Genomic DNA, 25,978 nt, shown 5'->3' on the forward strand with positions numbered 1-25,978 from the left:
GCGGCGGTCGTCGCTACGGTGTGCGTGTGGCGAAGGCGGGCGGCCTCGGATGGCGTGGCGGGTTGCTGCTCGCGCTGATCGTGGTCGTCGTGCTCGCCGCCACCGGGGTGTGGAACCCGTTCCCCGGCGTGTGGGACTGGGTCGACCGCAGCGAGCCGATCTCCGAGCCGGACGTGGTCTGGCAGCAGCGGGTCGGCGGCACCCCGCGCAGCGTGACCATCGCCGGCGACACGGTGGTGGTCGAGCAGCGCACCCGGGTGGAGTCGCGCAGCCTCGCCACCGGCGACCAACTGTGGGAGCGCAAGGCCGACTGGTCCGCGGTGGCCGGCGGCGACCGGGACGCGGTCGTCGTCGTGGGCAAGCTCCTGGTCAAGGGGTACGAGGTGCTCGACCCGACCACCGGTGCCACGCGGCGGCGCGACGGCGACGCGGTGGCCGTCTGGACGTACCGCAACCTGCTGCTCGACGCCCGCTGCGTCGACGCCACCGACTGCACGATCAGCGCCTGGGAGCCGCGCGGCACCGCCCCGCTGTGGACGGCCTTCGTGCCCGGGGTGCGCAGCGGGCTGCTCGGGGACAATCCCGGGTTGCTCGACACCCGCCGGCTCGACGCCGTCCGGATCGACGAGGACGTGGCGGGGCCGGAGGCGGTGCCGCCGCTGCTCGGTTTCCCCATCGACGGCCGGGTGCACGTGCTCGACACCGCCAGCGGTCGGGTGCTCCAAAACGTCGAGCCCGGCCGGGACGAGCGGCTGTCCGTGGTCGGCGGCCGGCTCCTGCGGATCACCGCCCGCTCCCAGGATGGCAGTTGCTACTTCGCCATCTCCGGGCGCGACCCGGCGACCGGCCGGGAGACCTGGCAGCGGGCCGGGGTCAACCTGCGCACCGCCGACAACGCCGGCTGCGTGCAGCGGGAGGACCCGCAGGGGGCGCGGAACGTGCTGATCGGCGTCGCCCCGGACGCCCGCGAGGCGGTCCTCGACGGGTACGACGGGCGGCTGCTGCTGGTGACCGCCGCCGGGGAGCGGCTGCTCGCCGTCGACGACCGCTACGCCCTGGTCCGCCCTGCCGACAAGCGGACGGTGGTCAGCCACGAGCTGGGCACCGGGCGCGTCCGGTGGACCCGTCCCGCCGGTGCGAAGGCGGGTGCCGCCCTCACCCCGTACGCGGCCGTGGTCGCCGACGAGAAGCCGTCCCGGCTGGTGGCGCTCGACCCGCGTACCGGGCGGGAGCTGGCGAATCTGCGGACCGCGGCGAACGCCCTCGCGGTCGGCCCGAACGGCATGGTCGTCGGAGAGGGGCGGGAGATCGGGTACGTCCGCTTCGACGGCACGGCGGTCGCCCCGGCGCCCCCGGGCGACGGCGGCGCCCCCGGACGCGGTGGCGTTCCCGGCCCCGGCGGCACGGCGGGGGTCCCCGGGCCGGTGGACAGCTGCGGCCCGAAGCGCGAACTCTGCCCGGGGTGAGAGCGGCATCCCAGGACCGACCCGGCGGGTGGGACTGATCGACCCTTCTGCCCTAGGCTTTCCGCTCATGAGCAGTGCCGCCGCGTTCTCGTACGCTCCCTTGCTGCCGACCGGTCCGGACCAGACGGAATACCGCCTGGTCACCGACGAGGGCGTCGACGTCGTCAACGGTCCGGGAGGCCGCCGGTTCCTCACCGTGGAGCCGACGACGCTCACCGCCCTGACCGCGGAGGCGATGCACGACATCGCGCACTTCCTGCGCCCCGCGCACCTGGCCCAGCTCCGGTCGATCATCGACGACCCGGCGGCCTCGCCGAACGACCGGTTCGTCGCGCTCGACCTGCTGCGCAACGCCAACATCGCGGCCGGCGGCGTGCTGCCCATGTGCCAGGACACCGGCACGGCGATCGTGATGGGCAAGCGCGGCCGGCACGTGCTGACCGACGGCAGCGACGCCGAGGCGATCTCGCGCGGCGTCTACCAGGCGTACACCCGGCTCAACCTGCGCTACTCGCAGCTCGCCCCGCTCACCATGTGGGAGGAGCGCAACACCGGCAGCAACCTGCCGGCGCAGGTGGAGCTCTACGCGGAGGACCCGGACGGCCACGCCGACGCGTACAAGTTCCTCTTCATGGCCAAGGGCGGCGGCTCGGCCAACAAGTCGTACCTCTACCAGGAGACCAAGGCGCTGCTGAACCCGACGCGGATGATGCAGTTCCTGGAGGAGAAGCTGCGGCTGATCGGCACCTCGGCCTGCCCGCCCTACCACCTGGCCATCGTCATCGGCGGCACCTCCGCCGAGTACGCGCTGAAGACCGCCAAGTACGCCAGCGCCAAGTACCTCGACGCGCTGCCCACCTCGGGCTCGATGACCGCGCACGGCTTCCGGGACCTGGAGCTGGAGGCCGAGGTGCTGGAGCTGACCCGCAACTTCGGCATCGGCGCGCAGTTCGGTGGGCGCTACTTCTGCCACGACGTGCGGGTGGTCCGGCTGCCCCGGCACGGCGCGTCCTGCCCGGTGGCGATCGCTGTCTCCTGCTCGGCGGACCGGCAGGCGGTCGCCAAGATCACCCCGTCGGGCGTGTGGCTGGAGCGCCTCGAAACCGACCCGGCGCGCTACCTGCCCGACGTCACCGAGGCGCAGCTCGACTCCTCCGAGGTGGTCCGGGTCGACCTCAACCGGCCGATGGACGAGATCCGGGCCGAGCTGTCGAAGTACCCGGTGAAGACCCGGCTCTCGCTGACCGGCCCGCTCGTGGTGGCCCGCGACATCGCGCACGCCAAGATCGCCGAGCGGCTGGACGCCGGCGAGCCCATGCCGCAGTACCTGCGCGACCACGCCGTCTACTACGCCGGCCCGGCCAAGACCCCGGAGGGCTACGCGTCCGGCTCGTTCGGCCCGACCACGGCCGGCCGGATGGACGCGTACGTGGAGAAGTTCCAGGCCGCCGGCGGCTCGCAGGTGATGCTCGCCAAGGGCAACCGGTCCGCCCAGGTCACCCGCTCCTGCCAGCAGCACGGCGGCTTCTACCTCGGCTCGATCGGCGGCCCCGCCGCCCGGCTCGCCCAGGACTGCATCAAGCACGTCGAGGTCCTGGAATACCCGGAGCTGGGCATGGAGGCGGTCTGGAAGATCGAGGTGGAGGACTTCCCGGCCTTCATCGTGGTCGACGACAAGGGCAACGACTTCTTCGCCGAGGTCACCAAGCCGGTGCTGACCGTCGGCCGCCGCTGACCCGACGCACGTACGCGAAGGGGCGCCGGGCCACCCCGGCGCCCCTTCGGTGTGTCCTGCGTCAGCTCCAGTCGATCCAGATGTTGTAGTACGTCTCGCCGGAGACCACGCCGGCCGCGGTCCGGCTCCGAACCCTGAGGTTGTGGCTGTACGCCGAGTCCGCCGTCCACGTCACCCGGGCCGTGCCGTCCGCGCCGACCGCGACGGTCTGCTCCGGGCCGCTGTCGATGGAGTAGACGAACTCGGTGCTGCCGGCCAGTTGGCTGGTGAACACGAACTCGCCGGTCTGGCCGACCACTGCCCCGCCCTGGTGGCTGAACACGTCGGACGTGACCAGCGGGCTCTGCGGGTTGACCCGGAACGAGTAGTACTGCGCGTCCGTGACGACTCCGCCGGCCGTCCTGGCCCGCACCTGGAGCTGGGTCCAGCCGCCGAACTCGCTGTTGGACGTCCGCGGAGTCCACTCGATGGTGGCGGTGCCGTCGGCGCCGGCCTCGACCGTCCGCTCCGGCTCACCCGTGAACTGGTAGACGTACGAGGTGACCCCGCTCGTGCCGGCGTGCGGCGTGAACGTGAACGTGCCCGGGACGCCCGGCCCGCCACCGGTCAGGTTCCGCGGGTACACCTCCGAATTCACCTCAGGGGCGACGGAGGCCGGGGAGAACGAGTAGAAGGTGGATTCCGACTGCACCCCGGCGCCGGTCCGGCTGAACACCTCAAGGGTGTAGTTCGACGCGTCGCGCGGAGTGTGGGTGATCGTGGCGCTGCCGTCCGGGCCGGCCGGCACGGTCTGCGGGTCGCCGTAGTCGAAGCTGTAGACGTACTCGACGACGTCGTCCATCGCCGGCCGGAACACGAAGGTCCCCTCGGTGCCCGCCGGCGCGCCGGGCGTCCCGCCGTCCGGCCACTGTTCCGAGGTGACGAAGGGTGACGTCCGGACGCGGAAGTTGTACTCCGCGTCGCCGGAGGGCACGCCGCCGCTGGTGCGGCTGCGCACCCGCAGCGTGTTCTGGATCTCGGTCGGGGTCACCGTCACCGTGGCGACGCCGTCGGCGTTGGCCGCGACGGTGCGCTCCTGGCCGTTGAACCACCACACGTACTCGGTCACGTCCGCCATCACCGGGGAGAAGGTGATCTCCCGCGGCTGGCCCAGCCGGCCCTCCGGGTTGCCGTCGGTGACCCGGGGTGCGGTGTCCCGGACCCAGAACTCGTAGTTGACGGTGGCTGAGCGGTTGCCGGTCCGGTCCACGCTGTACACCTCGACACGGTGCGGGCCGGGGCGCTTCGCGGTGTAGGTGAAGGTGCCGCCACCGCCGAGCCCGTCGGCGGCGACCTGCCCTGATCCGTCGTAACCCCAGTACTGGTACCGGACGACGTCGTCCGAGCCGTTGGCGGTCACGGTGAACCGGCCCGGGACGTTCGGCCCGATGACGGACTGCTCGGGGTAGCGCGGGAAGTCGGTCGAGACGACGGCCGGCTCTGCCGGCCTCTGGGTGTCGACCGTGAACCGGCACTCGGCCGACCAGTCCGAGGTGTCCCCGTACTGGTCGGTCGCGCGGACGGCGAAGGCGTAGCGCCCACCGTGGACCAGCTGCCCCTCCGGCACCACGTAGCGGAACCGGGCAGGCGCGTGCATCGAGTAGGGCCAGGTGTACTCGGTCCGCTCGGTGGGCCGGTCCACCGGCCACCAGGCGAAGGTCGCCGTCACCTGGTCACTGCCGCCGGTCTCGTTGACGTCCGGGTCGGTCACCTCGGCCTGGAACTCGGGCCTGGTGGAGCCGATGAAGGTCTCGTCCGTGCAGGCGACGCCGCTGACGCTCAGTTTGCCGGGCGCGTTCGGCGTCGCGTTGTGCTCCAGCGAGAGGCCGAGGTTGGTGATCCGCCGGCCGTAGTGGAGGTCCTCCTCGCCGTCACCGACCCGGATCATGAGGGTCACGGTGTCCTGCTGGGCGGTGACCGCGGTGGCGACGGTGTCGGTGACCAGCTTGGAGAGGTAGTCCCAGGGGCAGGGCGCCTCCGGCAGGCTCAGATCGGCGATCTTCTTCTGCGCGGTGGGCGCGTTCTTCCAGGTGGGCGGGGTGGTCGGAGTGTCGGTCAGCCACAGCTCCAGCTGTCGCGGTTTGTCGCAGTCGTTGACCGTCCGCTCGCCGGTGATGGCGCGGGCGCTGATGATCCGCTGCCCGTGGTACCGGGTCAGGTCGAAGGTGAAGTACGCCCGGGACGTGTGCTTGTCGCCGTCCGAGTCCTTCCAGGAGCCGACCGGCACGGTGCCGTCGGTCGCGGGGAAGGTGTCGTTGGGGCGCTCGGCGTCCGTGACGGCGACGCTCGTGGGGCGGAGGAAGGTGAGCCCGGCCGCGGCGGGCTGTGCGGTGGCGATCAGCGTGCCGGTGGCGGCGAGCAGGGCGGCGAGGCCAGTGGCGAGGAGTCGGCGCGGAACGCGCCGGCGGCGTGCGACGGGCACACCGGTGGAGCCCCCGTTGCTGTGCAAGTTGGAACCCTCCATTGGAGAGATGGGATTTTCATGAGTTTAAGTCCGTCAGTTTGTGTCGCGCGCCGGACTTTCGGCCGGGCGGCGGGGATGATCAGGCGACGAACCTGACGGCTGGCGCCGGTGCGTCCCGACGCGTCGCCGGACCGGCGCGCTGCGGTGCCGCTGCGCGCCGAGCCGGACTGGGCGATCATCTGCGAGTCCCTCGTCGACGCGGCAGGATGGAAGGCGTGACGACTCCAGAGGCGACGGGCTACCGGATCGAACGCGACTCGATGGGCGAGGTGGAGGTGCCCGCCGAGGCGCTGTGGCGGGCGCAGACGCAGCGCGCGGTGCAGAACTTCCCGATCTCCGGCCGGGGCATCGAGCCGGCCCAGATCCGGGCGCTGGCCCAGATCAAGGGGGCGGCGGCCGAGGTCAACGGCGAGCTGGGCGTGATCGACGCGAACGTGGCCGCGGCGATCGCCGCCGCGGCGGCGCACGTGGCCGACGGCGGCTACGACGACCAGTTCCCGATCGACGTGTTCCAGACCGGCTCCGGCACGTCGTCGAACATGAACACCAACGAGGTCATCGCCACCCTGGCCAGCCGTGAGCTGGGCCGGGACGTGCACCCGAACGACGACGTGAACGCCTCGCAGTCCAGCAACGACGTGTTTCCGTCGTCGATCCACCTGGCCGCCACCGAGGCCGTCGCGCGGGACCTGCTGCCCGCGCTGGCCCACCTCGCGGAGGCGCTGGAAAGCAAGGCGGTGGAGTTCGAGACGGTGGTCAAGGCCGGGCGTACCCACCTGATGGACGCCACCCCGGTGACCCTCGGGCAGGAGTTCGGCGGGTACGCCGCCCAGGTGCGCTACGGCATCGAGCGGCTGGAGGGGTCGCTGCCCCGGCTGGCCGAGCTGCCGCTCGGCGGGACGGCGGTGGGCACCGGCATCAACACGCCGCTCGGCTTCGCCGCGAAGGTCATCGAGAGGCTGCGCGGCGCGACCGGGCTGCCGCTGACCGAGGCGCGTAACCACTTCGAGGCGCAGGGCGCCCGGGACGCCCTGGTGGAGACCTCGGGGCAGTTGCGCACGATCGCCGTCGGCCTCTACAAGATCGCCAACGACATCCGCTGGATGGGCTCGGGCCCCCGGGCCGGCCTGCGCGAGCTGCGCATCCCCGACCTCCAGCCGGGTTCGTCGATCATGCCCGGCAAGGTGAACCCGGTGGTCGCCGAGGCGATGCGGCAGGTCTGCGCGCAGGTGATCGGCAACGACGCCGCCGTCGGCTTCGCCGGCTCGCAGGGCGACTTCGAGCTCAACGTCATGCTCCCGGTGATGGGCCGCAACCTGCTGGAGTCGATCCGGCTGCTCGCCGCGTCGAGCCGGCTCTTCGCCGACCGCCTGGTGGTCGGCCTGGTCGCGGACGCCGAGGTCTGTCTGGCGTACGCGGAGGGTTCGCCGTCGATCGTCACCCCGCTCAACCGCCACCTCGGGTACGACGAGGCCGCCTCGATCGCCAAGGAGGCGCTGGCCAAGCAGGTCTCGATCCGGGAGGTGGTCATCTCCCGGGGGCACGTCGACTCGGGCAGGCTGAGCGAGACCCAGCTCGACGAGGCGCTCGACCTGCTCCGCATGACCCACCCCTGAGCCACGCCGCGGCCGGTCGGTTCCCGCCCCGGTCGGGTTCGCCCCGCTCGGTCCCGTCGGCCGAGTCAGGAGGCGGGCACTGTCAGGCCCCAGCGCCGTTTCGGGGCCGACTCACGGCCGGGGGCGGCCTTTGCGGGCCCGGTAGGCGGCGACCGCGGCGCGGTTGCCGCAGCCCGCGTCGCAGAACCGGCGGGAGCGGTTCTTCGACAGGTCGACCAGCACGTTCGTGCAGTCGGGGTGGTCGCAGATCCGCAGCCGGCTCAGCTCGCCGTAGCGCACCAGGTCCGCCATCGCCATCGCCGCCTCCACGGCGATCCGGGTCGCCAGCGGCGCGTCGCGCGGCACGGCGTGGAGGTGGTACGGCTCGTCGTCGTGCGTGATGAGCTGCGGCAACGCGTGGTTCTCGCGGAGCAGCCCGTTGACGATGGCGACGACCTCGTCGGTGTCGGCGTACCAGATGCGGCGCAGCCGGGGGCGCAGGTCGCGCACCGACCGCAGCTCGGCCTCGGTGTGCTCGTGCCGCCCGGTGTAGGCGTGCGCGGCGTAGAAGGCGTCCAGGGCGGCGATGTCGGGCAGCCCGTCGCCGTGGGGGCCGTCGGTGTTGACGAGCGCGGCGGCCGCGGTCAGGGAGCAGTCCGTGTCATGGGCGAAAGGCAACTTGACTCCTGTCGGTGCGCCGGCCTAGCGTCATGAGCATAGCCACGCTTGACTCATGACAGCTAGGAGCGGACCGATGCGCCAACCACCCGCCGCCGGGCTCGGGCTCGGCCTCGCCCTGCTCTCCGCCGTCACGTTCGCCACCTCGGGCACGTTCGCCCGCTCCCTGATCGACGCCGGGTGGTCCGCCGAGGCCGCCGTGGCCGCCCGGGTCGGCATCGCCGCGCTGGTGGTGGCGGTCCCGGCGGCGCTGTCCCTGCGCGGGAAGTGGGACGTGCTGTGGCGCAACCTCGCCGCGATCGGCGTGTTCGGGCTGCTCGGGGTCGCCACCGCGCAGGTCTGCTTCTTCAACGCGGTCCGCTACCTGCCGGTCGGCGTCGCGCTGCTGCTGGAGTACCTCGGCATCATCCTGGTCGTGGGCTGGATGTGGCTGGTCCACGGGCACCGCCCCCGCCGGCTGACCGTTGCCGGCTCGGCGGCGGCGATGGCCGGCCTGTTCTTCGTCCTCGACCTGACCGGCGCCACCCGGCTCGACCCGGTGGGCGTGCTGTGGGGGCTGGGGGCGGCCGTCGGTCTCGCCGGCTACTTCGTGCTCGCGGGGCGGGCCGACGCGGGCCTGCCCTCGGTCGCCATGGCCAGCGGCGGCATGGCAGTCGGCGCGGTCGTCCTGCTGCTGCTCGGGGCGGTCGGGGCACTGCCGCTGCGGGCCACCTTCGGCGAGGTCACCTTCGCGGGGCAGCGCACCAGTTGGCTGCTCCCGATCGCCGGCCTCTCGCTGGTTGCCGCGGTGGTCGCGTACCTCGCCGGGATCGCCGGGACCCGGATCCTCGGGGCCCGCCTGTCGTCGTTCGTCGGCCTGACCGAGGTGATGTTCGCCGTCCTCATCGCCTGGCTGGTGCTGGGCGAGCTGCCGACCGTCGTGCAGCTCTTCGGCGGCGCCCTGATCGTCGCCGGCGTCGCGCTGGTGCGCGTCGACGAACTGCGCGCGCCCCGGCCCGCGGAACGCCCGGAGCCGCGCCCCGCCGAGCCCGCCCTGCCGTGACACCCTTGCGGTCGTGCTGACCACAGTGGTGTTCGACGCGGACGAGACCCTGCTCGACCTGCGCCCGGCGGTGACCGGCGGGCTGGTGGCCGTACTCGGGGAGATGCGGCGGCTGACCCCGGCGGCGGCCGGAGTGTCCCTCGCAGACCTGGAGTCGGACTGGCACGCGGTCTTCGGCGAGCTCGCGGCGGCGCCCGTGCGGGAGATCCGCCGGGCGGCGCTGGCCCGGTCCCTGGCCCGGGCCGGGCTCGACGACCACCTGGACGACCTCGCGGCCCTGTTCTTCGCCCGCCGTTTCGCGCTGACCCGGCCGTACCCGGACGTGCTGCCTGTGCTCGCGGCGCTGCGTCAGCGCTGGACGCTCGGCTTCGCCACCAACGGCAACAGCCGCGCCGAGCGCTGCGGGCTGACCGGGCAGTTCGCCTTCGAGCTGTACGCACACGAGAACGGCCTGCCGAAGAAGCCCGCACCCGGGTTCTACGCGGCGGTGGTGGAGGCCGCCGGGGTGCCGGCCGAGCAGATCGTGCACGTCGGCGACTCGCCGGCGCACGACGTCGAAGGGCCCCGTCGGGCCGGCCTGCGGGCTGTCTGGCTCAACCGGCTCGGCCTGTCCCGCCCGGCGGGGCTGCTCCCGGACGCCGAGGTGTCCGCCCTGTGGGAGCTGCCGGAGGTGGTCGAGCGACTCTCGTCGGCGCCTAGCGGAGCCGTAGCGCCTGCGTAGTCGCCGGACAGCGGCCCAGCCCAGGCTTCGAGCGGATCACGGAGTGCCCGTGACTGTTCGAAGCTTCGACAGAAAGTCCCATGGGCTGGCCCTGCCCCGGTCACCCTGCGCGCCGGGCACGTGGGTCAGTGCCGCCAGCCGCGGGCCGCCAGGGCGGCGCGGACCTCGACCAGCAACGCCGGGAACTCCTGGTGCAGGCGTCGGCGCGTCGCGTGCAGCACGAGCCAGCCCGCTCCGACGAGCTGGTCGAACCGGTGGCGGTCGAGCTGCGGGTGGTCGGTAGCGGCGTGCCGGCGTCCGGCGTACTCGACGGCGACCCGGTGCCGAGGCCAGGCCAGCTGGGGGTGCAGGACGAGTCCCGAGGCCAGGCGGACGGGGTGGCGGGTGACCGGGCGCGGCAGCCCGGCCAGCACCAGCCGGACCCGCAGCTGCGACTCGGCGGGCGACCCAGCCCCCGGATCAGCCAGGCCGAACACCCAGCGCGCCCGCCTGCCGCCGGGGCGGTCGGCGTTCCGGTCGGCGGTCTCGGCGAGCGCGTCGCGGCTGGTGAGGCCCTGTCTGAGGAGGGCGTCGATGATGCCGACCGCACGCAGCGGCTCCAACCAGACCGCCGACTCCCACGCCGCCGCGGCCGGTGCCGTCCTCGGCGGTGGCCCGGCGGTCACGGGCAGCGCCGGCGACGTGCCGCCGGCCGGACGGGCGGACGGCTGGACCCGATCCCGTGGCCGGCCGCCCACCGCCGCAGGTGCGGTCGGTGGCGTCGTGGCCGGTCCCACGGAGTGTGCGCGCAGACCACGCTGGGGGCCGACCCGGATCGTCCTCGGCAGGAGGACGTGCACGTCGTCGGCGAAGGTGGCGGCGTGCGCGACGCCGTGCAGGTACGCCGCCGAGGGGCCGGCCACCACCGCCTCGGGCGGCAGCCGTAGGGCGGCCGCCCGACACGCCAGGGCGTGATCACGGTCGAGCCGGGCGTCGGCGTACACGTCGTGGCGGAGGCGGATCCAGGCGGAACTGCGCAGCTGGTGCTCGGTGACGAGACCTCGCCGGACCGCGTCGGAGCCGCGGAAGACCTGCCAGGCCAGGGTGCTGGGCCGGTGCGGTGAGGGTGGCATGTGGACCAGGGTGCCGGCCACGCCGCCCGCCCCGGCGCCCCTGTGGACGAGCCGGCCCGCCTGCCGGGGAGCCTCCTGTGGACAACCGCCACGACGGCCGGCGGATGTGGTAGTGGCGCTCGGTCGGCGGGTGGTCAGGAGAGGGCGGCGGCGATCGCGGTGGCGGCGGCGAGCACCTGGGCGCCGACCACCTCGGCGTCCAGCGGGGCCAGCGCCACCACCCCGACGCTCGCCTCCAGCCCCGGTACGCCGAGCACCGGGGCGGCCACCCCGTACGCCCCGGCCTGGAGTTCTCCGGCGGTGCTCACCGGGCCGGCGGCGCCCGCCCGGCCCGCGAGGATGGCCCGCCCGGCCGCCCCGCGCTCCAGCGGGTGCCGCGCCCCCGTCCGGTACGCGACGTGGAACGCCGTCCAGGTCGGCTCCACCACGGCGAGCGCGACCCCTTCCCCGCCCTCGACCACGGTCAGGTGGGCGGTCGCGCCGGCCTGCTCCGCGAGCCTGCGCAGCGCGGGCAGCGCCCCCTCGGCGAGCAGCGGCTGGGCCCGCCGGGCCAGGTGCAGCACCCCGGCGCCGAGGCGCAGCCGGCCCTCGCCGTCGCGGCGCAGCATCCCGTGCGCGGTCAGCGCGCCCACCAGCCGGTAGACCGCCGCCCGGCCGATGCCCAGCCGGTTCGCCGCCTCGGTGACGGTCAGCCCGCCCGGCGCGTCGGCGACCAGGTGCAGCAGCCGCAGCCCCCGGTCCAGCGTCTGCGCCGTCTCCCCGCCCCGCGCCGTCGTGTCCACGCCCAGCAGCGTACGACCCGGCTCCGGACGACCCCGGAAAGCGCGGACGGCTACCCTTGTACGGTGACGCTACGCCTGTATGACACCGCCACCCGATCGGTGCGGGACTTCGTCCCGCGGGAAGCCGGCAAGGTGGGGGTCTACCTGTGTGGTCTCACCCTCCAGGCCCCGCCGCACATCGGTCACCTTCGCTCCGGCGTCAACTACGACGTGCTGCGTCGCTGGCTGCTCGCCGCCGGCTACGAGGTCACCTTCATCCGCAACCTGACCGACATCGACGACAAGATCCTGGTCAAGTCGGTGGAGCGGGGGCGGCCGTTCTGGTCGATCGCGTACGCCAACGAGCTGATCCTCACCGAGTCCTACCGGGCGCTCAACGTGCTGCCCCCGACCTACGAGCCGCGGGCCACCGGGCACATCCCGGAGATGCACGAGCTGATCGCCAAGCTGATCGCCGACGGGCACGCCTACCCGGCCACCGACGGCTCCGGCGACGTCTACTTCGACGTCTGCTCCTGGCCGGCGTACGGGTCGCTGTCCAACCAGTCCCCCGACGACATGCAGTCCGCCGGGGACGCGCCCGACCGGGGCAAGCGGGACCCGCGCGACTTCGCGCTCTGGAAGGGCGCCAAGCCCGACGAGCCGGCGGACGCCTACTGGCCGTCGCCGTGGGGGCGGGGCCGGCCGGGCTGGCACATCGAGTGCTCGGCGATGTGCTGGCGCTACCTCGGCGCCGAGTTCGACATCCACGGCGGCGGGCTGGATCTCACCTTCCCGCACCACGAGAACGAGATCGCCCAGTCGCAGGCGGCCGGGCTGCCCTTCGCCCGCTACTGGGTGCACCACGGGCTGCTCAGCATCGCCGGCGCCAAGATGGGCAAGTCGCTCGGCAACGCCCTCGACCTGGCGTACGTCGACTCGCTCGGGGTGCGCCCGGTGGAGCTGCGCTACTACTACGCCGCCGCGCACTACCGCTCCCGCATCGACTACTCGGAGGACGCGCTGCGCGAGGCGGCCGTCGCGTACCGCCGGATCGAGGGCTTCGTGCAGCGGGCCGCCGAGCGCGTCGGCGCCGGCCAGCTCGGCGAGCTGCCGGGCGCCTTCGCGGCGGCGATGGACGACGACCTGAACACCTCCGCCGCGCTCGCCGTCCTGCACGAGGTGGTCCGCGACGGCAACACCGCGCTGACCGGCGGCGACGATGTGACCGTCCGCACGGCGCTGGCCGCCGCCCGCGCCATGCTGGATATCCTCGGAGTCGACCCCCTCGACCCGGCGTGGACCGGAGGCGGCCGCGCGGACGACCTGCGCGGCGTGGTGGACTCCCTGGTCGCGCTGGCCCTGGAGCAGCGCGCGCAGGCCCGCGGTCGCAAGGACTGGGCCGCCGCCGACGCGGTACGCGACCAGCTCAAGCAGGCCGGCGTGGTGGTCGAGGACACCCCCCAGGGCCCCCGTTGGACTATTGGAGAGCAGGACTGATGGCCGGCAACTCGCAGCGCCGTGGCCGGCGACTGACGCCGAAGGCGGGAGCCCCGAAGGGCTCCGGCGGCAAGAACAAGGACGCCCTCGCCGGGCGGGGCAGGACCCTGCCCGCCGACGAGCGGCCGTGGCACAAGGCGTACTCGGGCACCGAGAAGCTGCCCCAGCGCACCGCCTGGAAGCAGGACAAGGAGCGCCGGGCGGCGGCCGAGGAGGGGCGCGCCCCCAAGATCGGCCAGCCCGGCACCAAGGACACCACCTGGGGCAAGGGCGGTGGCCGGGGCACGCCGGGTGGCGGGCGTGGCACCGCCGGCCGGGGCGGTCGCCCCGCCGGCCGCGGCGGTCCCCGGGTGGCCCCGGGGCGCAAGTCCAACCCGGCCAAGGACGCCCCGGAGCTGCTGGTCGGGCGGAACCCGGTCCTGGAGTCGCTGCGCGCCCAGGTGCCGGCGACCGCGCTCTACACCGCGCAGGGCATCGACATCGACGACCGGGTCAACGAGATCGTCCGGACGGCCGCCGACCGGGGCATCGCCATCCTGGAGATCAGCCGCGCCGAGCTGGACCGGATGACCGGCGGGGTGCTGCACCAGGGCGTCGGGCTCCAGGTGCCGCCGTTCGCGTACGAGCCCTTCGAGGACCTCGTCGCGGCGGCGCTGGAGCACACCGCGCCGCTGCTGGTGGCGCTGGACGGCGTGACCGACCCGCGCAACCTCGGCGCGGTGATCCGGTCCGCCGCCGCCTTCGGCGCGCAGGGCGTCTTCGTACCGGAGCGGCGGGCGGCCGGGATCACCGCGACCGCCTGGCGGACCAGCGCCGGCGCGGCCGCGCGGGTGCCCGTCGCCCAGGTGACCAACCTGACCCGGTCGCTGAAGGCGTGCCAGGACGCCGGCTTCGTGGTGGTCGGCCTGGACGCCGACGGCGAGACCGACCTCTACGACCTGGAGGCCGCGGTCGGCCCGCTGGTCGTCGTGGTCGGCTCCGAGGGTCGGGGGCTCTCCCGCCTGGTCGGCGAGACCTGCGACCTCACGGTGAGCATCCCGATGGTGTCCGACGTCGAGTCGCTCAACGCCAGCGTCGCCGCCGCGGTCACCCTCGCCGAGGTGGCACGCCGCCGCGCCGCCGAGGGCTGAGCCCGCAGACACGGAGAAGGGGCGGCCCCGCCGGCGGGGCCGCCCCTTCTCCTTTCCGTGGATCCACCGCGGCCCGCTCCGCCTCGACCTGTGCGGAGCCGGATCGGTCGCGCGTCGGTGACCGCCCGGCACCGGGCCCGGGACGACAACGGGGGTGCCCACCGATCGGTGGACACCCCCGTGACGTCGTACGTCAGATGCGGTTGCCGGTGGCCGCGTTGAACACGTGGCTGCGGCCCTCGCGCGGCTTGACGAACACGGTGTCGCCCATGTTCGGCATGGTGCGCCGGTCGGTGCGGACCACGAAGCGCTCGTTGTTGCCCTCCAGCGCGGCGTGGCCGTAGACGTTGGCGTCCGAGCCGAGGTCCTCGACCAGCTCCACGACGACCGGCATGCCGCCCTCGGTCGGGCTGACCAGGTCGCAGTCCTCCGGCCGGAAGCCGACGGTCACCTTGCCGTCGCCGCCGTCGGCGCGGGCGGCCTCGACCTGCTCGCGGGTGAGCGGGATGTGCATCTCGGCGAACGCGGCACCCTTCTCGTTCAGCGGCACGGTCTTGATGTTCATGGCGGGGGAGCCCATGAAGCCGGCGACGAAGACGTTGGCCGGGGTGTCGTAGAGCGCCCGCGGGGTGTCCACCTGCTGGAGGACGCCGTCGAGCATGACCGCCACCCGGTGGCCCATGGTCATGGCCTCGATCTGGTCGTGGGTGACGTAGACGGTGGTGACGCCCAGCTTGGCCTGCAGCGACGCGATCTGGGTACGGGTCTGCACACGCAGCTTCGCGTCGAGGTTCGACAGCGGCTCGTCCATGAGGAAGACCTGCGGCTCGCGGACGATCGCCCGGCCCATGGCCACCCGCTGGCGCTGGCCGCCGGAGAGGGCCTTCGGCTTGCGGCCCAGGAACTCCTCGAGCTGGAGCAGACCCGCCGCCTCCTTGACCCGCCGGTCGATCTCGGCCTTGGAGGTCTTGCGCAGCTTCAGCGCGAACGCCATGTTCTCGTACACCGTCATGTGCGGGTAGAGGGCGTAGTTCTGGAAGACCATCGCGATGTCGCGGGCCTTCGGGGGCAGGTGGGTGACGTCCCGGTCGTCGATGTGGATCGAGCCCTGGTCGACGTCCTCCAGGCCGGCGAGCATCCGCAGGCTGGTGGACTTGCCGCAACCGGAGGGGCCGACCAGGACGAGGAACTCGCCGTCACCGATCTCCAGGTCGAGCTGGTTGACGGCGGGGCGCTCGGTGCCCGGGTAGATCCGGGACGCCTTGGCGTAGGTGACCGTAGCCATGGTCAGGTGCTTCCTTTCACCGGCAGGAACGTGCCGGACGATCCGAGTGGAAGGAGCGGCCGGCACGTGCGTGCACCGGCCCACGGGCGACGCGCCGATGATCGAGGTGTCATCCGTGTCACTGCACGGTAAACGGCTTTCCCGCGCATGCCAAGACGGGAGGCATCGGATGGGACGGATGGCATACACATACCGGTCACTCGGGCACGGGCGGACATCAATCGCCCCCGCCGTCGCGCGTGCCGGGCCGACGTGTGGACGTTTCCGGTGCTCGCGGGGCCTGCCGAGCGGGAAATCCGGACGTCAGTCGCTATGCTGACGTCGGCACCACGCGCCCCTGTAGCTCAGCTGGCCAGAGCACTCGCCTTGTAAGCGAGATGTCGCCGGTTCGATCCCGGCCGGGGGCTCCAATTCCATCAGGCATTTCGCGCCCGGCGCTGTCATGAGCCGGCCGGTTGACAGCAACGCTGACAGCAGCCGGGGTCATGACAGCCGCCCGTCGAGCTTGCCGAGCGCCTGACGCATCGCGTCGAGGTTGGCGTGGGCGTAGACCTTGAGGGTGATCTTCACGTCGGCGTGCCGAGCGATCGCCTGGACGACGTGCGGCGGGACGCCCAGCTCCATCAGCAGCGACACGACGGTGTGCCGCAGGTCGTGCAGGCGGACACCGGGCAGGCCGGCGGCCTCCCGAAGCCGGGCGAACGAGCGACTGAGGTTGGTGGGCTCGATCGGGGTGCCCCGTTCCGAGGGAAAGACGAGGTCGTGGTCTTCCCACACCTCGGCGAGCGCGGCCCGCTCGCTCTGCTGCCGCTCCTGATGTTCGAAGAGGGCGAGCCAGGTGACCTCGGGCAGAGGCAGCACCGCCTCCGAGTCCTCGGTCTTGGCGTCTAGGACGTGGAGCTGCCCGGCAACCCGCTGCACGGTCTGCTGAACCCGCAGTGTGCCCTCATCCAGGTCGACATCCGACCAGCGAAGGCCGACCAGTTCGCCGCGCCTGAGCCCCATCGTCGCGGCCACGACGTAGAGCGCGTGCAGGCGGTGACCAGCGGAGGCAGCGAGGATCTTGCGCACCTGGTCGACGGACAGGCCCTTGCCAACCTTGTAGCGCGGCGATGGGACGCGGACTAGCTTGGCGACATTGCGCGACACCAGTTCCTCCCGCATCGCGTGTTGAAGCGCGTTGCGCAGCACGGCGTGCACGAACTGGATCTGCCGGGCACTCGGGTACCGCTGGCAGCACCGGCCAACGGAGCAGCACCGCCTGTCGACCGGACGGATCTTGTCGAGACCGTTCGTGCAGCAGAGGCACTTACGGCGGAACTCGTCCATGAACGCCTTGACGTGCTGGACCTGCAACCCGTCGAGGCGCTTGGTGCCGAGGGCCGGGATCAGGTGTAGCCGTACCGCGCTTTCGTACCCGCGTGCCGTGGTCGGCTTCAGGTCAGTGACGTACGCGGACAGCCAGTAGGGCAGGTAGTTGGCGAGCTTCCAGGCCCGGTCCGGGACGGGGATGCCACGTTGGGATCTCGACTTGAGTTCGACGAGCTTGGCGTGGGCCTCCTCCCAGGTCGCGCCGTAGACGAACTTGCGCTTGCGGGTGCCGTCGGTGGCGAGCACGTATGCCTGTCCGACCCAGCGGCCGTCGCTGGACCGCTGGTAGATGGAGCCTTCGCCGTTCGGGTTACGGCGGGCGGTGGTCTGGCGTGGCTTGGATTCTCTGGGCATCAGGCAGCTTCTTCCATGAGTGTGGTGATGACCTCGTCGATGGCGGCGGCCGGGATGAGTCGGCGACTGCCGACCTTGAAGGAGCGGAGCCGGCCGGAGCGGATCAGGTCGTAGACGAGCGAGCGGCCGATGCCGAGCGCTCGTGCGGCTTCCTCGACGCGCAGCACGCGAGGATCGATCGGGGTCGGGGCGTACATCGGTTGGCCTTCCTCGTGAGACGGGCCAGGGCAAGCTGCGGTGGGCACCGGGTCAGCGGAGGAACCACCTTGAGGATTCAAGCCACGGGTGTGACGGGTTGGCCGGTTGCTGACCCGCCGGCGGCTGTTCGTAGCCGGGCGGTGTCGAGGTCGGAGCGCCAGCGGATGCGGGCGGATATCGCGCGCAGGAGGCGGTGTTCCATGGGCGGTACGTCAGGGTCTTCGGGTCGGGCGAGTTCGAACCGGTAGCGCTTCGAGCCGTCCGTCTCGTCGGCCGCCTGGTCGTGCTCCTCGGTGTCGGCCATGCCGCCCGCGAGGATCGCCCGCACCCAGGACCGGTTGTCCGCCCGGTGATCGGCCAGGGTCTTGCCAGACCATTGGCGGGAGACGAGGACGCGGCGGCCGGTGAAGCCGAGGGTGGAGCGTTGGTGGACCTTCCCGGTGCACCGGCCGGGGGTCAAGCCGGCCTTGACGCCGTCCGGCTGGACTCCGTACAGCAGCCAGTTCGCGCACGTCGGCGAGCACGGCAGCACGGCCAGTTCGGCGTGGAGCCGGTCGAAGTGCGCCTTCTGCGCGTCGGAGCGCGGCTTGGCTTGGTCGGTCAGGTCCTTGGTGACGTACTTGGTCACGTACCGGATGGACCGTTCGGCATCCTTGGTGCCCTGTTCGATGCCCCGGGCGTCAATCCGACCGAGGCGGGCCACGTAGGCGGGGCGGCTGTCGGGTTCTTCCAGGGCGTCGAGGGCTTCACCCCAGGTGGGCAGCGGCTCCCGGGTTTTCGGGTCGACGTACGCCTGTCGGTCGACGTCCCAGACCGGTGGCTTGTCGACGGGGTAGGCCGGCTCGTCGAAGGCCGGCCACCACACCTGGTGGTAGGTGGCGGCGGCGATCTGCTTGAGCAGCCGGCGGGGCAGGGTGCCGCGGATGGCGAAGTGGGCGTGTGGGGCGAGGCGTCGTTGCAGCTCGACGGCGCCGGCGTACTGGACGTTCCAGCCGGCGGCGCGGCGGACGTTCTGCCACCACCGGTCGAGGACCCGGGCGAAGTGGATCGCGTCCAGGGCGGCCCGCCGGTAGTCGTATGTCGTGGGGTCGACTGGCGTGCCGAGCACAGCATCGTTGGGGCCGTGCCGCTGGCCGCACTCGCACGGGGCGACGTAGGCGCCCCGCCGCAGGTGGGAGTGCACCGGCCCGTGTGAGCCCAAGGTGAGCGTGATGAGCATCGACGGCCGGTGCGTCTTGCCTGCCTTGCCCGAGTAGGCACGGCCCACGGTGCGCGGGTCGACCGGCAGCCGGGGCAGGTCCGGCGAATCTTGCCGCCGCCGGGTGGACCGCTTGCGTCGGGGTCGTTCGTCGCGTTCCTTCGGGGTGAGGTGGCCGCGCAGGCTGGTTTCGGCGAGGGCTTCGTCCAGTTCCGCGATCGCGGCGTCCACGTCGGCGATCTGCGCGGCCCGCTCGTCCGGGGTCATCGGCTGGTAGTGCAGCGCTTCCCGTTCGAACTCCAAGTGTGCCCGGACCCGTACGAGGGCGAGGACGTCTTCACCGGGCTTGTCGGGGCGGACGGCGGGTTCATCGGCGAGGTGCCAGCCCTCGCGGATCTGCTGGATGCGTAGCCGCCGGCCCCGCTCCGCGCACGGCTTGCACTTCGCCGCCAGCGTCGCCCCGCAGGGCACCTCCACTACCTCGGTCAGGCCGGTGGCGGTGTCGGTGCGCCGCAGGGCCAGGGGGCGGACGCAGACGCCATTCTGTTCGGCGAGTTGCTTGAGCGCGTCCTTGGCCAGGGGCTTGCGCATCCTGTCCGCCCGTGACCCCGGGCGGGGCTGTTCGACGGGAGTCGTGGGGATGAGTTCGAGTTGGTTCACCGGTCACGCTCCCCGCCGAAGACGCTGCCGTTGCGGGGCGCGAACGCCGCCGCCGGCACGGGCACCAGTCCCGGCCGCCGCTCCACCGGCATCGGGGAGACCGGACGGAGGGTTGCCGGGCGCGGCTGCTCGTCGGTGGTCTCCAGGGCGACTGTCGCCGCCTGGTCCTCGTCGACGCCGTCAAGGGACGGCCGGTCCTCGATCGGGTCGTAGCCGGGCGGGACGTCGCCCCAGCCGTCGGCGTCTGCCGGCTTGTCGACGGGTGCCGTTGTCGTTGGGGTGGTGGAGAAGACGAGCTTGGACAGGCCGAGGAACGCCAGCGCTGGCACGGCCGACAGCAGCCACCCGGACACGCCCGGCTTGGCCACGGCGAGCTGCGCCGACAGCGACAGCGCGACGGCGCAGACGAGCAGGAACATCGGGTAGCCGATCGGTCCGCCGGTGCGGCGTCGCCGCCGGATGGTGAGCAGCGCCGCCAAGGGGAGGAGTTCGGAGATGGCGGCGTTGGCCCAGCCAAACCAGTCCCCGGTACCGGCCGGGGAGTTGGCCATGGTCCAGTCGTGGACGTGGGTGAACGATGCCGCTCCGGCCAGCCCGCCCACGGTCAGGACGATGAGCACCAGGACCACGCCCTCCACCCGATCCGCGTTGGCCTTCACTTGGTCACCTCCTGCTCGTCGCTGGTGTCGTCGCAGAGCCGCCGGTAGTCACGACCCAGCTCGCGGATGTCGTCGTCGGTGAGGTAGGCGAACCGAACCCGGACGGATTCGCGGACGCCGTCGAGGACGACGAACCCGATCCCGGGGGCGGATTCGGGGATGCGGTCGCACAGTGCTCCCCGGTCGCGGGCGCCGTCGCCGAGGACCATGTCCACCTGCTCCGGCTCGGTCAGCCGCAGACCGATGCGCGTGGGAAACAGGTCCCGGAACGGCAGCACGTCCTTACGCGGGTCCTGCAACGCCGCCACCACATGCACCCCGACCGCGCGCCCTTGGCTGAGCAGCAGGCCGAGGGCTTCCTTGATCCGGTCGCGGACCTTCCGATCGGTGATGTACGCCGTCAACGCCGCCAGCTCGTCGACCACCAGGACGATCAACGGCTCGTCGACAGTCGGTGTGTGCTGGCGGGCGATCCCGCGCAGGCGGGCCGCCCGCAGGCGCATCCGCTTGACGGCCTCTTCCAGGACGCCGGCCATGCCGTCGGGGTCGTCGTAGGAGAACCGGGCGAACAGCGGCACCCCGGCCGCCAACTCCATGCCGCCCTTGGGGTCGAACGCCCACAGCTCCACCAACCCCGACCGCACGCCACCGGCCAGCGAGCGGATCAGCGACCACAACACCGACCCCTTGCCCGACCCCGTCGCCCCCGCGATCAGCACATGCGAGCCGGCCAAGCGCAGCTCATAGGGCTGCCCGTCCTCCCGCACACCGAGCGGCAGCCTGGCCAGGTCCGGCACCGCCGGCACCGGCAGCGGCGCCACCGTGCCGGCCAGGGGGTCACGGCGGAGGAACCGCAGCACGACCTGGTCCGGCCGGTCCGTGGACCGGGCCTGGCCCTGGCGGAGGCGGAAGGCGTAGGCGAGGCGTTCCGCGGCCTGCCCCCAATCGTCCGGGATCTGACCGGGCAGCATCCGTACCGTCACCTCGTCGCCGTGCCGGTCACAGCGCACCTTGAGAAGCTGGGGCACGTACCGGTCACTGGCGAACGCCGTCGCCAGCCCACACGTCGCCATGACCGACGCCCACCGTCGCCGATACACCGTCAGAGCCCGGACGCGGCTGACGATCGGGTACCAGCCGAACCGCAGCCACGACGACGGGTGCCACCGCCACCAGGCTGCACAGCCGGCGGTGACGACCAGGACGACGCCGGCCAGGACCAGGCCCCCGTATTCGGCCCGCACCCACAGAGAGGCGACGGTCGGGGTGGTGAGCCACCAGTACCGCACCGCCAGGACCGTGATCCGGAACAGGCCCCGGGCCAGCCACCAGAACACCAGCAGCCAACCCGGAACCCGCCACGCCGGCAGGCGCACGTTCATCGGCGCCACCGGGATCTTGTCGCCCGGAATGATGTTGATCAGAGGCACAGGTCACCACCCCTGCCAGGACGGGCCAGGGTGGCGATGCACGAGCGGCACGACATGCGCCGCAGGTCGAACCGGCGCGGCTTCACCCACTGCTCACAGCGAGGGCAGCGGATCGCGCACACCCGCGCCGAAGCCGGCGGCAACCGCAGCACGGACCGGAAGGCCGCCTCCACCTCCCGGTAGGCGTGCCGCAGACCGACCAGACGGGTACGGGACATCAGAACCACCACCCCGACGAGCAGCAGCTCTCAAAGCAGTTCAGGGCAGGGGGAACTACGGTGGGCATCACGCCCTCCTTCACACGTGAGGGATGGAAGAGCGCGGGACGGGCCGGGACTCTTGGCGGGGAAACGCCCCGCCCCGCGCGCCAAACGACAACCAGTCAGGCCGCCACCGAACCCGGCACCGCCGACGCCGGCCGGATCGCGGTGGCGCGCAGCGAGTACGCCATCCGGGAACGGCAGTCACCCGACGAGCGGCCCGGCTTGCACCGCTGCGAATCCACATATGGGGTCAAGGTCAGGCCCTCGAACTCCACCGCCGGCGGGTAACCCGGCACCGTCGACGGCGGCGGCACCGGCTGCTGCGCCGCCACCACCTTCACCTTCACCTCGGTCGACCGACCGAACTTCCCCGCCTCCGGGTCCAGGTCCATCACCCGCACCACCCAGACCCGCTCCCCGGTCTCCTTGTCCCGCGCCTGGTTGTCCGCTTCACCACGCCGCTCAAAGTCGATCTGCGGCGACACACCAAGGCAGAGCGCCCCGGCGGGGAACACGTACTCGGACGGGACCGGAACCTTCAACGTCATCGGAACCACGTGGACAGCCTCCTAGCCTTACCAGTCGTCTACCTGACAACCGGTTGATCTAACAAGCTACGTCAGCTTGTAAACACAAGCAAGGTCTAATGAGGCTGGTTCATGTCGGAGTGTCAGAGGGCGCTGAGAGTCTCAGCCACGTGGAACCCCTTGCCGCGCATAACATCTCCGTCTCCGTCCACTACGGCCACTTTGTCCTTCGTGACGTGTGGTGCGATGCCGGCGACGACGGCGAGTCATACAGGGCTTCGCAGGATCAGGTGGTGGGCGCGTCCACGTACCAGCTCACCGTTCGGGCGCTTTCGCCCAATGCCGAGCTTCAGATGCGACTTTGGCCCGGCGAGCCCGAGCCGGACGGCGGCGCATGGAGCGGCTGCCGACAGCTTCAATTGCACTGCCCAACCGGTGAACTTCTCGTCGAGCAGATAACCGCCGGTGCGGCGGCTGAGGTTGCGCTGCCTCAGGGGGCTGGGGTCTACGGCGTCCGGGTTCATGGCAACGCAATCGACGGTACCGAGAGCTTCCTCATCGACCTTTGGTGGCAATCACCGCTGCCACCTGACGACGATGACGAGGACTTCTACGGCGACGAGTGGAGCTGATCAGCTCATGGCGTAGGTGTCTTCGATCTCGTGACGACTTCCCGGCATCACCAAAACCGATGTCATGATCGGGTCGCCGGATGCCTGGTGCACGGTGATGACGACGCTCATCACCGACTCGTCGGCCGGCACGTCCAACGCCTCAGCCTCGGCGTCGCCCACCCGGCGTGCCGTCATGCGCTCGGTGGCGTAGTCGGCCCGTAGGCCCTTCTGGCGCGCGATGAGGTCGAGGAGGCCGCCCGGGATCGGGTCCGGCTTGGTGATGTCGGTACCGGCCGCGATGTCTACCGGCACGAACGTGGCGACCAGGTCCACCGGCCCCGCCTCCGAAACAGTCCGGCGGCGCCGCTCGTAGACCGGCGTGCCCTCGGGAATCTTCAACTCCGCCGCGATCCGCGGTGAGGCGAGCACGGGACCGACGTGCAGGATCTCCGTTTCCCCGGTCTCGTCCAGCTCGACTGCGTCGCGGGCGTAGTCGGGAGAGGTGCGGCCGGAAGCGGGCCGGCCGCGGACGAAGCTGCCCTTGCCCTGCTGGGACTCGATCCAGCCGTCCTGCTTGAGGATGCCCAGCGCCTTGAGCACCGTCGGGCGGGACACCCCGAACTCCGTGCAGAGCTGGTTCTCCGACGGCAGTGCCGCACCGGGCGCGTAGTCGCCGTCCTCGATGCGCTTCCGCAGCGTGTTCAACACGCGCAGGTATTTCGGCGTCGGTATCTCGTACGCCATCAGGGGCATCCAACCTCAGGTCGTGACTGGTAAACACAGGTGTATGAACTTGGTAGCACTTCTGGACGGCTAGAAGCTATCCATGGTCCCTGGGAGGATTCAAGCCGTCCGCATATACGAAGGTGTTCATCCCGGTCGACAGCCACCGGCGCGGCAGGCAGCCGTACCGGCCGAACACACGCAGCGCCGCCCGCCGCTGTGGGCACCGGCCTTCCTCGCCGCGGCCGACGCAACGCCCGTCCGCGCTCGACGCCCTGTGCCGGTCGAGCTGCGCCTGTGCCGCGCGGAGCTGGTCGCGCACGGTACCGGACAGGTACGTGGTCACCGGGCCGGCCCATCCGGCGGTAGCAGGCTGGCGCGTACCAAGATCTGCGCCTGCGGCCCCCGCCGGCCGGACGGGCTCAGCCTCATTCCCTCGACCCAGATCCACTGCTCATGTGTCGGGCGGTTGACCACCAGCCGGACCCCGGTCACCCACAGCGTCACTGGTCCGTCGGAGGGTCGGTACCGGTCGGCGGCGGCGATCCGCAGCACCGAGCCGAGTCGTACCCGAACGTCAAACACCGCGCCTCCTCATCACCGGCGCCACGTTGCGAGGCGGCGCGCTGTCGGTCGTGCGTGGCCGGATCTGCAGGCCGGCGATCTGTACGAAGACCTCGCGCCGCGCCAGTGCCTTGCCGTCCGCCGGGTTGATGGAGTAGCCGGTAAGCCACACCCAGCCGTGGTATGTCGGTTTGTCGCAGATCGAGGCAACCCGCAGCCACAGCGCGCGGTCGCCGCCGAACTGCACCGATGCCCGGCCGTCGATCAGCACCAAGTCGCCCGGCATTGGGACGCCCGGCCGGCGCGGTGCCGGCGTGCGAAGCGCCGAGGCGGGCGGGCCATTCACGGGTCGTCGTTCGGGTCGCGGCCCCACGCCAGCACCCACCCCGGGCCAGCCTCAGCAGGTCGCCGAGCGACCGGAACCCGCGCAGTCCAGGCAGGACCGCCGGGCAAGGGAACGAGTGCGCTCCGACCCTCGCCCCATCCTTCGTATGGCGGTACGGGCAAGGGTGTACTTCCAGCCCGCGCCGGAGCAGGATTGGCAGTTGCTCGATACGTTCAGCCCCGTCATGCAGACAGGTTGTGGCACATACCGCCCAGCGACCCGGAAAATCCTTCCGGGGTCGCCGCCGACCGAGGGGAGACAGTGAACCGGTGCGCGGGACGACCAACACCCTGACCATCGGCGAGCGCGTCGCCTGGTACCGCCGGCGGCGTGGCCTGTCCCAGGAGGTCCTGGCCGGGCTCATCGGCCGTACCGCCGACTGGCTGGGCAAGATCGAGAACAACCGGATCGAACTGGACCGGCTCTCCGTTATCAAGTCCCTCGCCGAAGTCCTGGACGTGTCCCTCGGTGACCTGCTCGGCGAACCCTCCCTACTCGACTGGACCAGCGACAGCGGCACCGAAACAGTGCCCGCCCTGCGCGCCGCCCTGATGAACTACCGCGCCATCGCCCCGTTCGGTGCCGGCACGGACGGGGAGCCGCCGAGCGTCGCCGTGCTCAAGAAGGAGGTAGGCGCCCTCTGGGACGCCTACCAGGACTCACGATTCGGGTACGTTACCGGCCGCCTACCCGACCTGCTCCACCGCGCCCAGGCCGCCGCCGACCACCACGACGGTGACGACCAGGACCAGGCCCGCCGCCTGCTCGGTCTGGCGTACCAGCTCGCAGCTACCCAGCTCACCAAGCTTGGGGAAAGCGACCTCGCGTGGATTGCCGCCGACCGCGGCTTGGCCGCCGTCCGGCCCACTGGCGACCCGCTCATCACCGGCTCACTGTTTCGCTCCGTCGGTCACGCCCTGCACGCCACCGGCCGCTACGCCGAAGCCGTACGCCTCACCGAAGACGCCGCCGGCTACCTTGAGCCCTACCTCAAGCACGCCACACCAGCGCTGCTCTCCGTCTACGGAACCCTCTTCCTGTCCGGCTCGATGGCCGCCGCCCGATCCAACGACGCCGCCACCACCCGCACCTTCCTCGCCGCCGCCGACCACGCCGCCGGCCAGCTCGGGACCGACGCCAATTACCTCTGGACCGCGTTCGGCCCAACCAACGTCGCCATCCACCGCGTCGCCACCGCCGCAGAACTGGGCGACCTGCAAGTCGCCATCGACCTCGGACCGCGCGTCGACACCGCCGGCCTACCGATGGAACGCCGCGTCCGGCACGCCCTCGAAGTCGCCCGCGCCTACAGCTCGTGGAACCGCGTCGATGACGCCCAAGCTGTCCTGCTCGACGTCGAGCAGATGGCACCCGAGCAGGTCCGCCACCACTTCCTCAGCCGTCAACTTGCCCTGACCTGGGTACGTCGGCAGCGCGGCAAGCCTTCGGCCGAACTGGTCGGCCTGGCCCGGCGGCTCAAGGTGCTCGACTGAGCCCAGCTCAT

At 71.9% G+C, this 25,978-nt stretch carries 24 protein-coding genes and 1 tRNA gene; 10 read left to right on the forward strand and 15 right to left on the reverse strand.

The genetic code is table 11. The annotated features are described in order from the left end of the window. The first annotated feature begins 26 nt into the window (after window positions 1–26). Window positions 27–1,466, forward strand: coding sequence for a PQQ-binding-like beta-propeller repeat protein (locus ACFY23_RS14420; protein ID WP_350681688.1), 1,440 nt, complete (start codon window positions 27–29; stop codon window positions 1,464–1,466). Window positions 1,467–1,533: 67 nt separating this feature from the next. Further along, complete coding sequence (locus tag ACFY23_RS14425) at window positions 1,534–3,201, forward strand: fumarate hydratase (RefSeq protein WP_350681686.1); 1,668 nt, start codon at window positions 1,534–1,536, stop codon at window positions 3,199–3,201. A 61-nt stretch (window positions 3,202–3,262) separates the two neighbouring features. On the opposite strand, the gene ACFY23_RS14430 is transcribed toward ACFY23_RS14425, so the two are convergent. Next, window positions 3,263–5,704 carry a hypothetical protein gene (locus ACFY23_RS14430; protein WP_350681684.1) on the reverse strand — a complete coding sequence of 814 codons (2,442 nt, stop codon included), beginning with the start codon at window positions 5,702–5,704 and terminating at the stop codon, window positions 3,263–3,265. Window positions 5,705–5,919: 215 nt separating this feature from the next. Between ACFY23_RS14430 and ACFY23_RS14435 the strand changes: the two genes are divergently transcribed. Further along, window positions 5,920–7,320, forward strand: coding sequence for a class II fumarate hydratase (locus ACFY23_RS14435; RefSeq protein WP_387036059.1), 1,401 nt, complete (start codon window positions 5,920–5,922; stop codon window positions 7,318–7,320). Between the two features lie 111 nt (window positions 7,321–7,431). On the opposite strand, the gene ACFY23_RS14440 is transcribed toward ACFY23_RS14435, so the two are convergent. After that, on the reverse strand, window positions 7,432–7,977 hold the full coding sequence (locus tag ACFY23_RS14440) for a CGNR zinc finger domain-containing protein (protein WP_350681680.1): 546 nt from the start codon (window positions 7,975–7,977) through the stop codon (window positions 7,432–7,434). A 76-nt stretch (window positions 7,978–8,053) separates the two neighbouring features. Between ACFY23_RS14440 and ACFY23_RS14445 the strand changes: the two genes are divergently transcribed. Both ACFY23_RS14445 and ACFY23_RS14450 read left to right on the forward strand, forming a co-directional pair. Beyond that, the gene (locus tag ACFY23_RS14445) at window positions 8,054–9,019 is read left to right on the forward strand and encodes an EamA family transporter (RefSeq protein WP_350681678.1); all 966 of its coding nucleotides are present in this window, start codon (window positions 8,054–8,056) and stop codon (window positions 9,017–9,019) included. A gap of 13 nt (window positions 9,020–9,032) precedes the next feature. Then, window positions 9,033–9,740: an HAD family hydrolase gene (locus ACFY23_RS14450; RefSeq protein ID WP_350681676.1), complete on the forward strand. Its 708-nt coding sequence runs from the start codon at window positions 9,033–9,035 to the stop codon at window positions 9,738–9,740. Between the two features lie 125 nt (window positions 9,741–9,865). Here the strand turns inward: ACFY23_RS14450 and ACFY23_RS14455 are convergent, their stop codons facing one another. Then, the gene (locus tag ACFY23_RS14455) at window positions 9,866–10,852 is read right to left on the reverse strand and encodes a hypothetical protein (protein ID WP_350681674.1); all 987 of its coding nucleotides are present in this window, start codon (window positions 10,850–10,852) and stop codon (window positions 9,866–9,868) included. 134 nt (window positions 10,853–10,986) lie between these two features. Continuing rightward, on the reverse strand, window positions 10,987–11,634 hold the full coding sequence (locus ACFY23_RS14460) for a helix-turn-helix domain-containing protein (RefSeq protein ID WP_350681672.1): 648 nt from the start codon (window positions 11,632–11,634) through the stop codon (window positions 10,987–10,989). A 63-nt stretch (window positions 11,635–11,697) separates the two neighbouring features. On the opposite strand from ACFY23_RS14460, the gene cysS reads away from it, so the two are divergent. Both cysS and rlmB read left to right on the forward strand, forming a co-directional pair. Further along, on the forward strand, window positions 11,698–13,113 hold the full coding sequence (gene cysS, locus ACFY23_RS14465) for a cysteine--tRNA ligase (protein WP_350681670.1): 1,416 nt from the start codon (window positions 11,698–11,700) through the stop codon (window positions 13,111–13,113). Then, entirely contained in the window at window positions 13,113–14,243 is a 1,131-nt protein-coding gene (rlmB, locus tag ACFY23_RS14470; protein ID WP_350818948.1) for a 23S rRNA (guanosine(2251)-2'-O)-methyltransferase RlmB, read from the forward strand. Before cysS ends, rlmB begins: the two co-directional genes overlap by 1 nt. Before the next feature lie 193 nt (window positions 14,244–14,436). Here rlmB and ACFY23_RS14475 read toward each other — a convergent pair whose 3' ends face one another. Continuing rightward, window positions 14,437–15,528: a sn-glycerol-3-phosphate ABC transporter ATP-binding protein UgpC gene (locus tag ACFY23_RS14475; RefSeq protein WP_350683676.1), complete on the reverse strand. Its 1,092-nt coding sequence runs from the start codon at window positions 15,526–15,528 to the stop codon at window positions 14,437–14,439. 333 nt (window positions 15,529–15,861) lie between these two features. Here ACFY23_RS14475 and ACFY23_RS14480 point away from each other — a divergent pair. Further along, window positions 15,862–15,938: transfer RNA gene (locus ACFY23_RS14480), tRNA-Thr, on the forward strand. Window positions 15,939–16,011: 73 nt separating this feature from the next. Here the strand turns inward: ACFY23_RS14480 and ACFY23_RS14485 are convergent. The 7 genes from ACFY23_RS14485 to ACFY23_RS14515 form a co-directional block, all read right to left on the reverse strand. Further along, entirely contained in the window at window positions 16,012–17,253 is a 1,242-nt protein-coding gene (locus ACFY23_RS14485; RefSeq protein WP_350683674.1) for a site-specific integrase, read from the reverse strand. Continuing rightward, a complete protein-coding gene (locus ACFY23_RS14490; RefSeq protein ID WP_350683672.1) occupies window positions 17,253–17,450 on the reverse strand; it encodes a helix-turn-helix domain-containing protein in 198 nt (65 codons plus the stop codon). The genes ACFY23_RS14485 and ACFY23_RS14490 overlap by 1 nt, the downstream gene beginning before the upstream one ends. 77 nt (window positions 17,451–17,527) lie before the next feature. Beyond that, a complete protein-coding gene (locus ACFY23_RS14495) occupies window positions 17,528–19,240 on the reverse strand; it encodes a replication initiator (RefSeq protein WP_350683671.1) in 1,713 nt (570 codons plus the stop codon). A gap of 65 nt (window positions 19,241–19,305) precedes the next feature. Next, complete coding sequence (locus ACFY23_RS14500) at window positions 19,306–19,968, reverse strand: DUF2637 domain-containing protein (protein ID WP_350683670.1); 663 nt, start codon at window positions 19,966–19,968, stop codon at window positions 19,306–19,308. Further along, window positions 19,965–21,398, reverse strand: a complete 1,434-nt coding sequence (locus ACFY23_RS14505) for an FtsK/SpoIIIE domain-containing protein (RefSeq protein WP_350683668.1) — start codon at window positions 21,396–21,398, stop codon at window positions 19,965–19,967. Before ACFY23_RS14505 ends, ACFY23_RS14500 begins: the two co-directional genes overlap by 4 nt. Beyond that, entirely contained in the window at window positions 21,389–21,616 is a 228-nt protein-coding gene (locus ACFY23_RS14510; protein ID WP_350683666.1) for a hypothetical protein, read from the reverse strand. The genes ACFY23_RS14505 and ACFY23_RS14510 overlap by 10 nt, the downstream gene beginning before the upstream one ends. Window positions 21,617–21,780: 164 nt before the next feature. Next, window positions 21,781–22,209 (reverse strand): hypothetical protein, encoded by a 429-nt coding sequence (locus ACFY23_RS14515; protein WP_350683664.1) that lies wholly within the window; start codon window positions 22,207–22,209, stop codon window positions 21,781–21,783. A 149-nt stretch (window positions 22,210–22,358) separates the two neighbouring features. Here ACFY23_RS14515 and ACFY23_RS14520 point away from each other — a divergent pair, with 149 nt between their 5' ends. After that, complete coding sequence (locus ACFY23_RS14520; protein ID WP_350683662.1) at window positions 22,359–22,820, forward strand: hypothetical protein; 462 nt, start codon at window positions 22,359–22,361, stop codon at window positions 22,818–22,820. Here ACFY23_RS14520 and ACFY23_RS14525 read toward each other — a convergent pair whose 3' ends face one another. From ACFY23_RS14525 to ACFY23_RS14535, 3 genes are all read right to left on the reverse strand, one after another. Then, complete coding sequence (locus tag ACFY23_RS14525; protein ID WP_350683660.1) at window positions 22,821–23,546, reverse strand: GntR family transcriptional regulator; 726 nt, start codon at window positions 23,544–23,546, stop codon at window positions 22,821–22,823. A 321-nt stretch (window positions 23,547–23,867) separates the two neighbouring features. After that, window positions 23,868–24,110 (reverse strand): hypothetical protein, encoded by a 243-nt coding sequence (locus tag ACFY23_RS14530; RefSeq protein WP_350683658.1) that lies wholly within the window; start codon window positions 24,108–24,110, stop codon window positions 23,868–23,870. Continuing rightward, a complete protein-coding gene (locus ACFY23_RS14535; protein ID WP_350683680.1) occupies window positions 24,103–24,360 on the reverse strand; it encodes a hypothetical protein in 258 nt (85 codons plus the stop codon). The genes ACFY23_RS14530 and ACFY23_RS14535 overlap by 8 nt, the downstream gene beginning before the upstream one ends. Before the next feature lie 383 nt (window positions 24,361–24,743). Between ACFY23_RS14535 and ACFY23_RS14540 the strand changes: the two genes are divergently transcribed. Further along, the gene (locus tag ACFY23_RS14540) at window positions 24,744–25,967 is read left to right on the forward strand and encodes a helix-turn-helix transcriptional regulator (RefSeq protein ID WP_350683656.1); all 1,224 of its coding nucleotides are present in this window, start codon (window positions 24,744–24,746) and stop codon (window positions 25,965–25,967) included. Window positions 25,968–25,978: the final 11 nt, after the last annotated feature.

The sequence above is a fragment of the Micromonospora sp. NPDC000121 genome (assembly GCF_042899165.1).
Taxonomy (GTDB): domain Bacteria; phylum Actinomycetota; class Actinomycetes; order Mycobacteriales; family Micromonosporaceae; genus Micromonospora.

Coding starts and splice junctions, on each gene's coding strand:
- ACFY23_RS14455 (WP_350681674.1), bottom strand. CDS start 10,852: ATGCCACCCTCACCGCACCGGCCCAGCACCCTGGCCTGGCAGGTCTTC.
- ACFY23_RS14445 (WP_350681678.1), top strand. CDS start 8,054: ATGCGCCAACCACCCGCCGCCGGGCTCGGGCTCGGCCTCGCCCTGCTC.
- ACFY23_RS14475 (WP_350683676.1), bottom strand. CDS start 15,528: ATGGCTACGGTCACCTACGCCAAGGCGTCCCGGATCTACCCGGGCACC.
- ACFY23_RS14515 (WP_350683664.1), bottom strand. CDS start 22,209: ATGACGTTGAAGGTTCCGGTCCCGTCCGAGTACGTGTTCCCCGCCGGG.
- ACFY23_RS14430 (WP_350681684.1), bottom strand. CDS start 5,704: ATGGAGGGTTCCAACTTGCACAGCAACGGGGGCTCCACCGGTGTGCCC.
- ACFY23_RS14485 (WP_350683674.1), bottom strand. CDS start 17,253: ATGCCCAGAGAATCCAAGCCACGCCAGACCACCGCCCGCCGTAACCCG.
- rlmB (WP_350818948.1), top strand. CDS start 13,113: ATGGCCGGCAACTCGCAGCGCCGTGGCCGGCGACTGACGCCGAAGGCG.
- ACFY23_RS14525 (WP_350683660.1), bottom strand. CDS start 23,546: ATGGCGTACGAGATACCGACGCCGAAATACCTGCGCGTGTTGAACACG.
- ACFY23_RS14495 (WP_350683671.1), bottom strand. CDS start 19,240: ATGCGCAAGCCCCTGGCCAAGGACGCGCTCAAGCAACTCGCCGAACAG.
- ACFY23_RS14510 (WP_350683666.1), bottom strand. CDS start 21,616: ATGTCCCGTACCCGTCTGGTCGGTCTGCGGCACGCCTACCGGGAGGTG.
- ACFY23_RS14425 (WP_350681686.1), top strand. CDS start 1,534: ATGAGCAGTGCCGCCGCGTTCTCGTACGCTCCCTTGCTGCCGACCGGT.
- ACFY23_RS14490 (WP_350683672.1), bottom strand. CDS start 17,450: ATGTACGCCCCGACCCCGATCGATCCTCGCGTGCTGCGCGTCGAGGAA.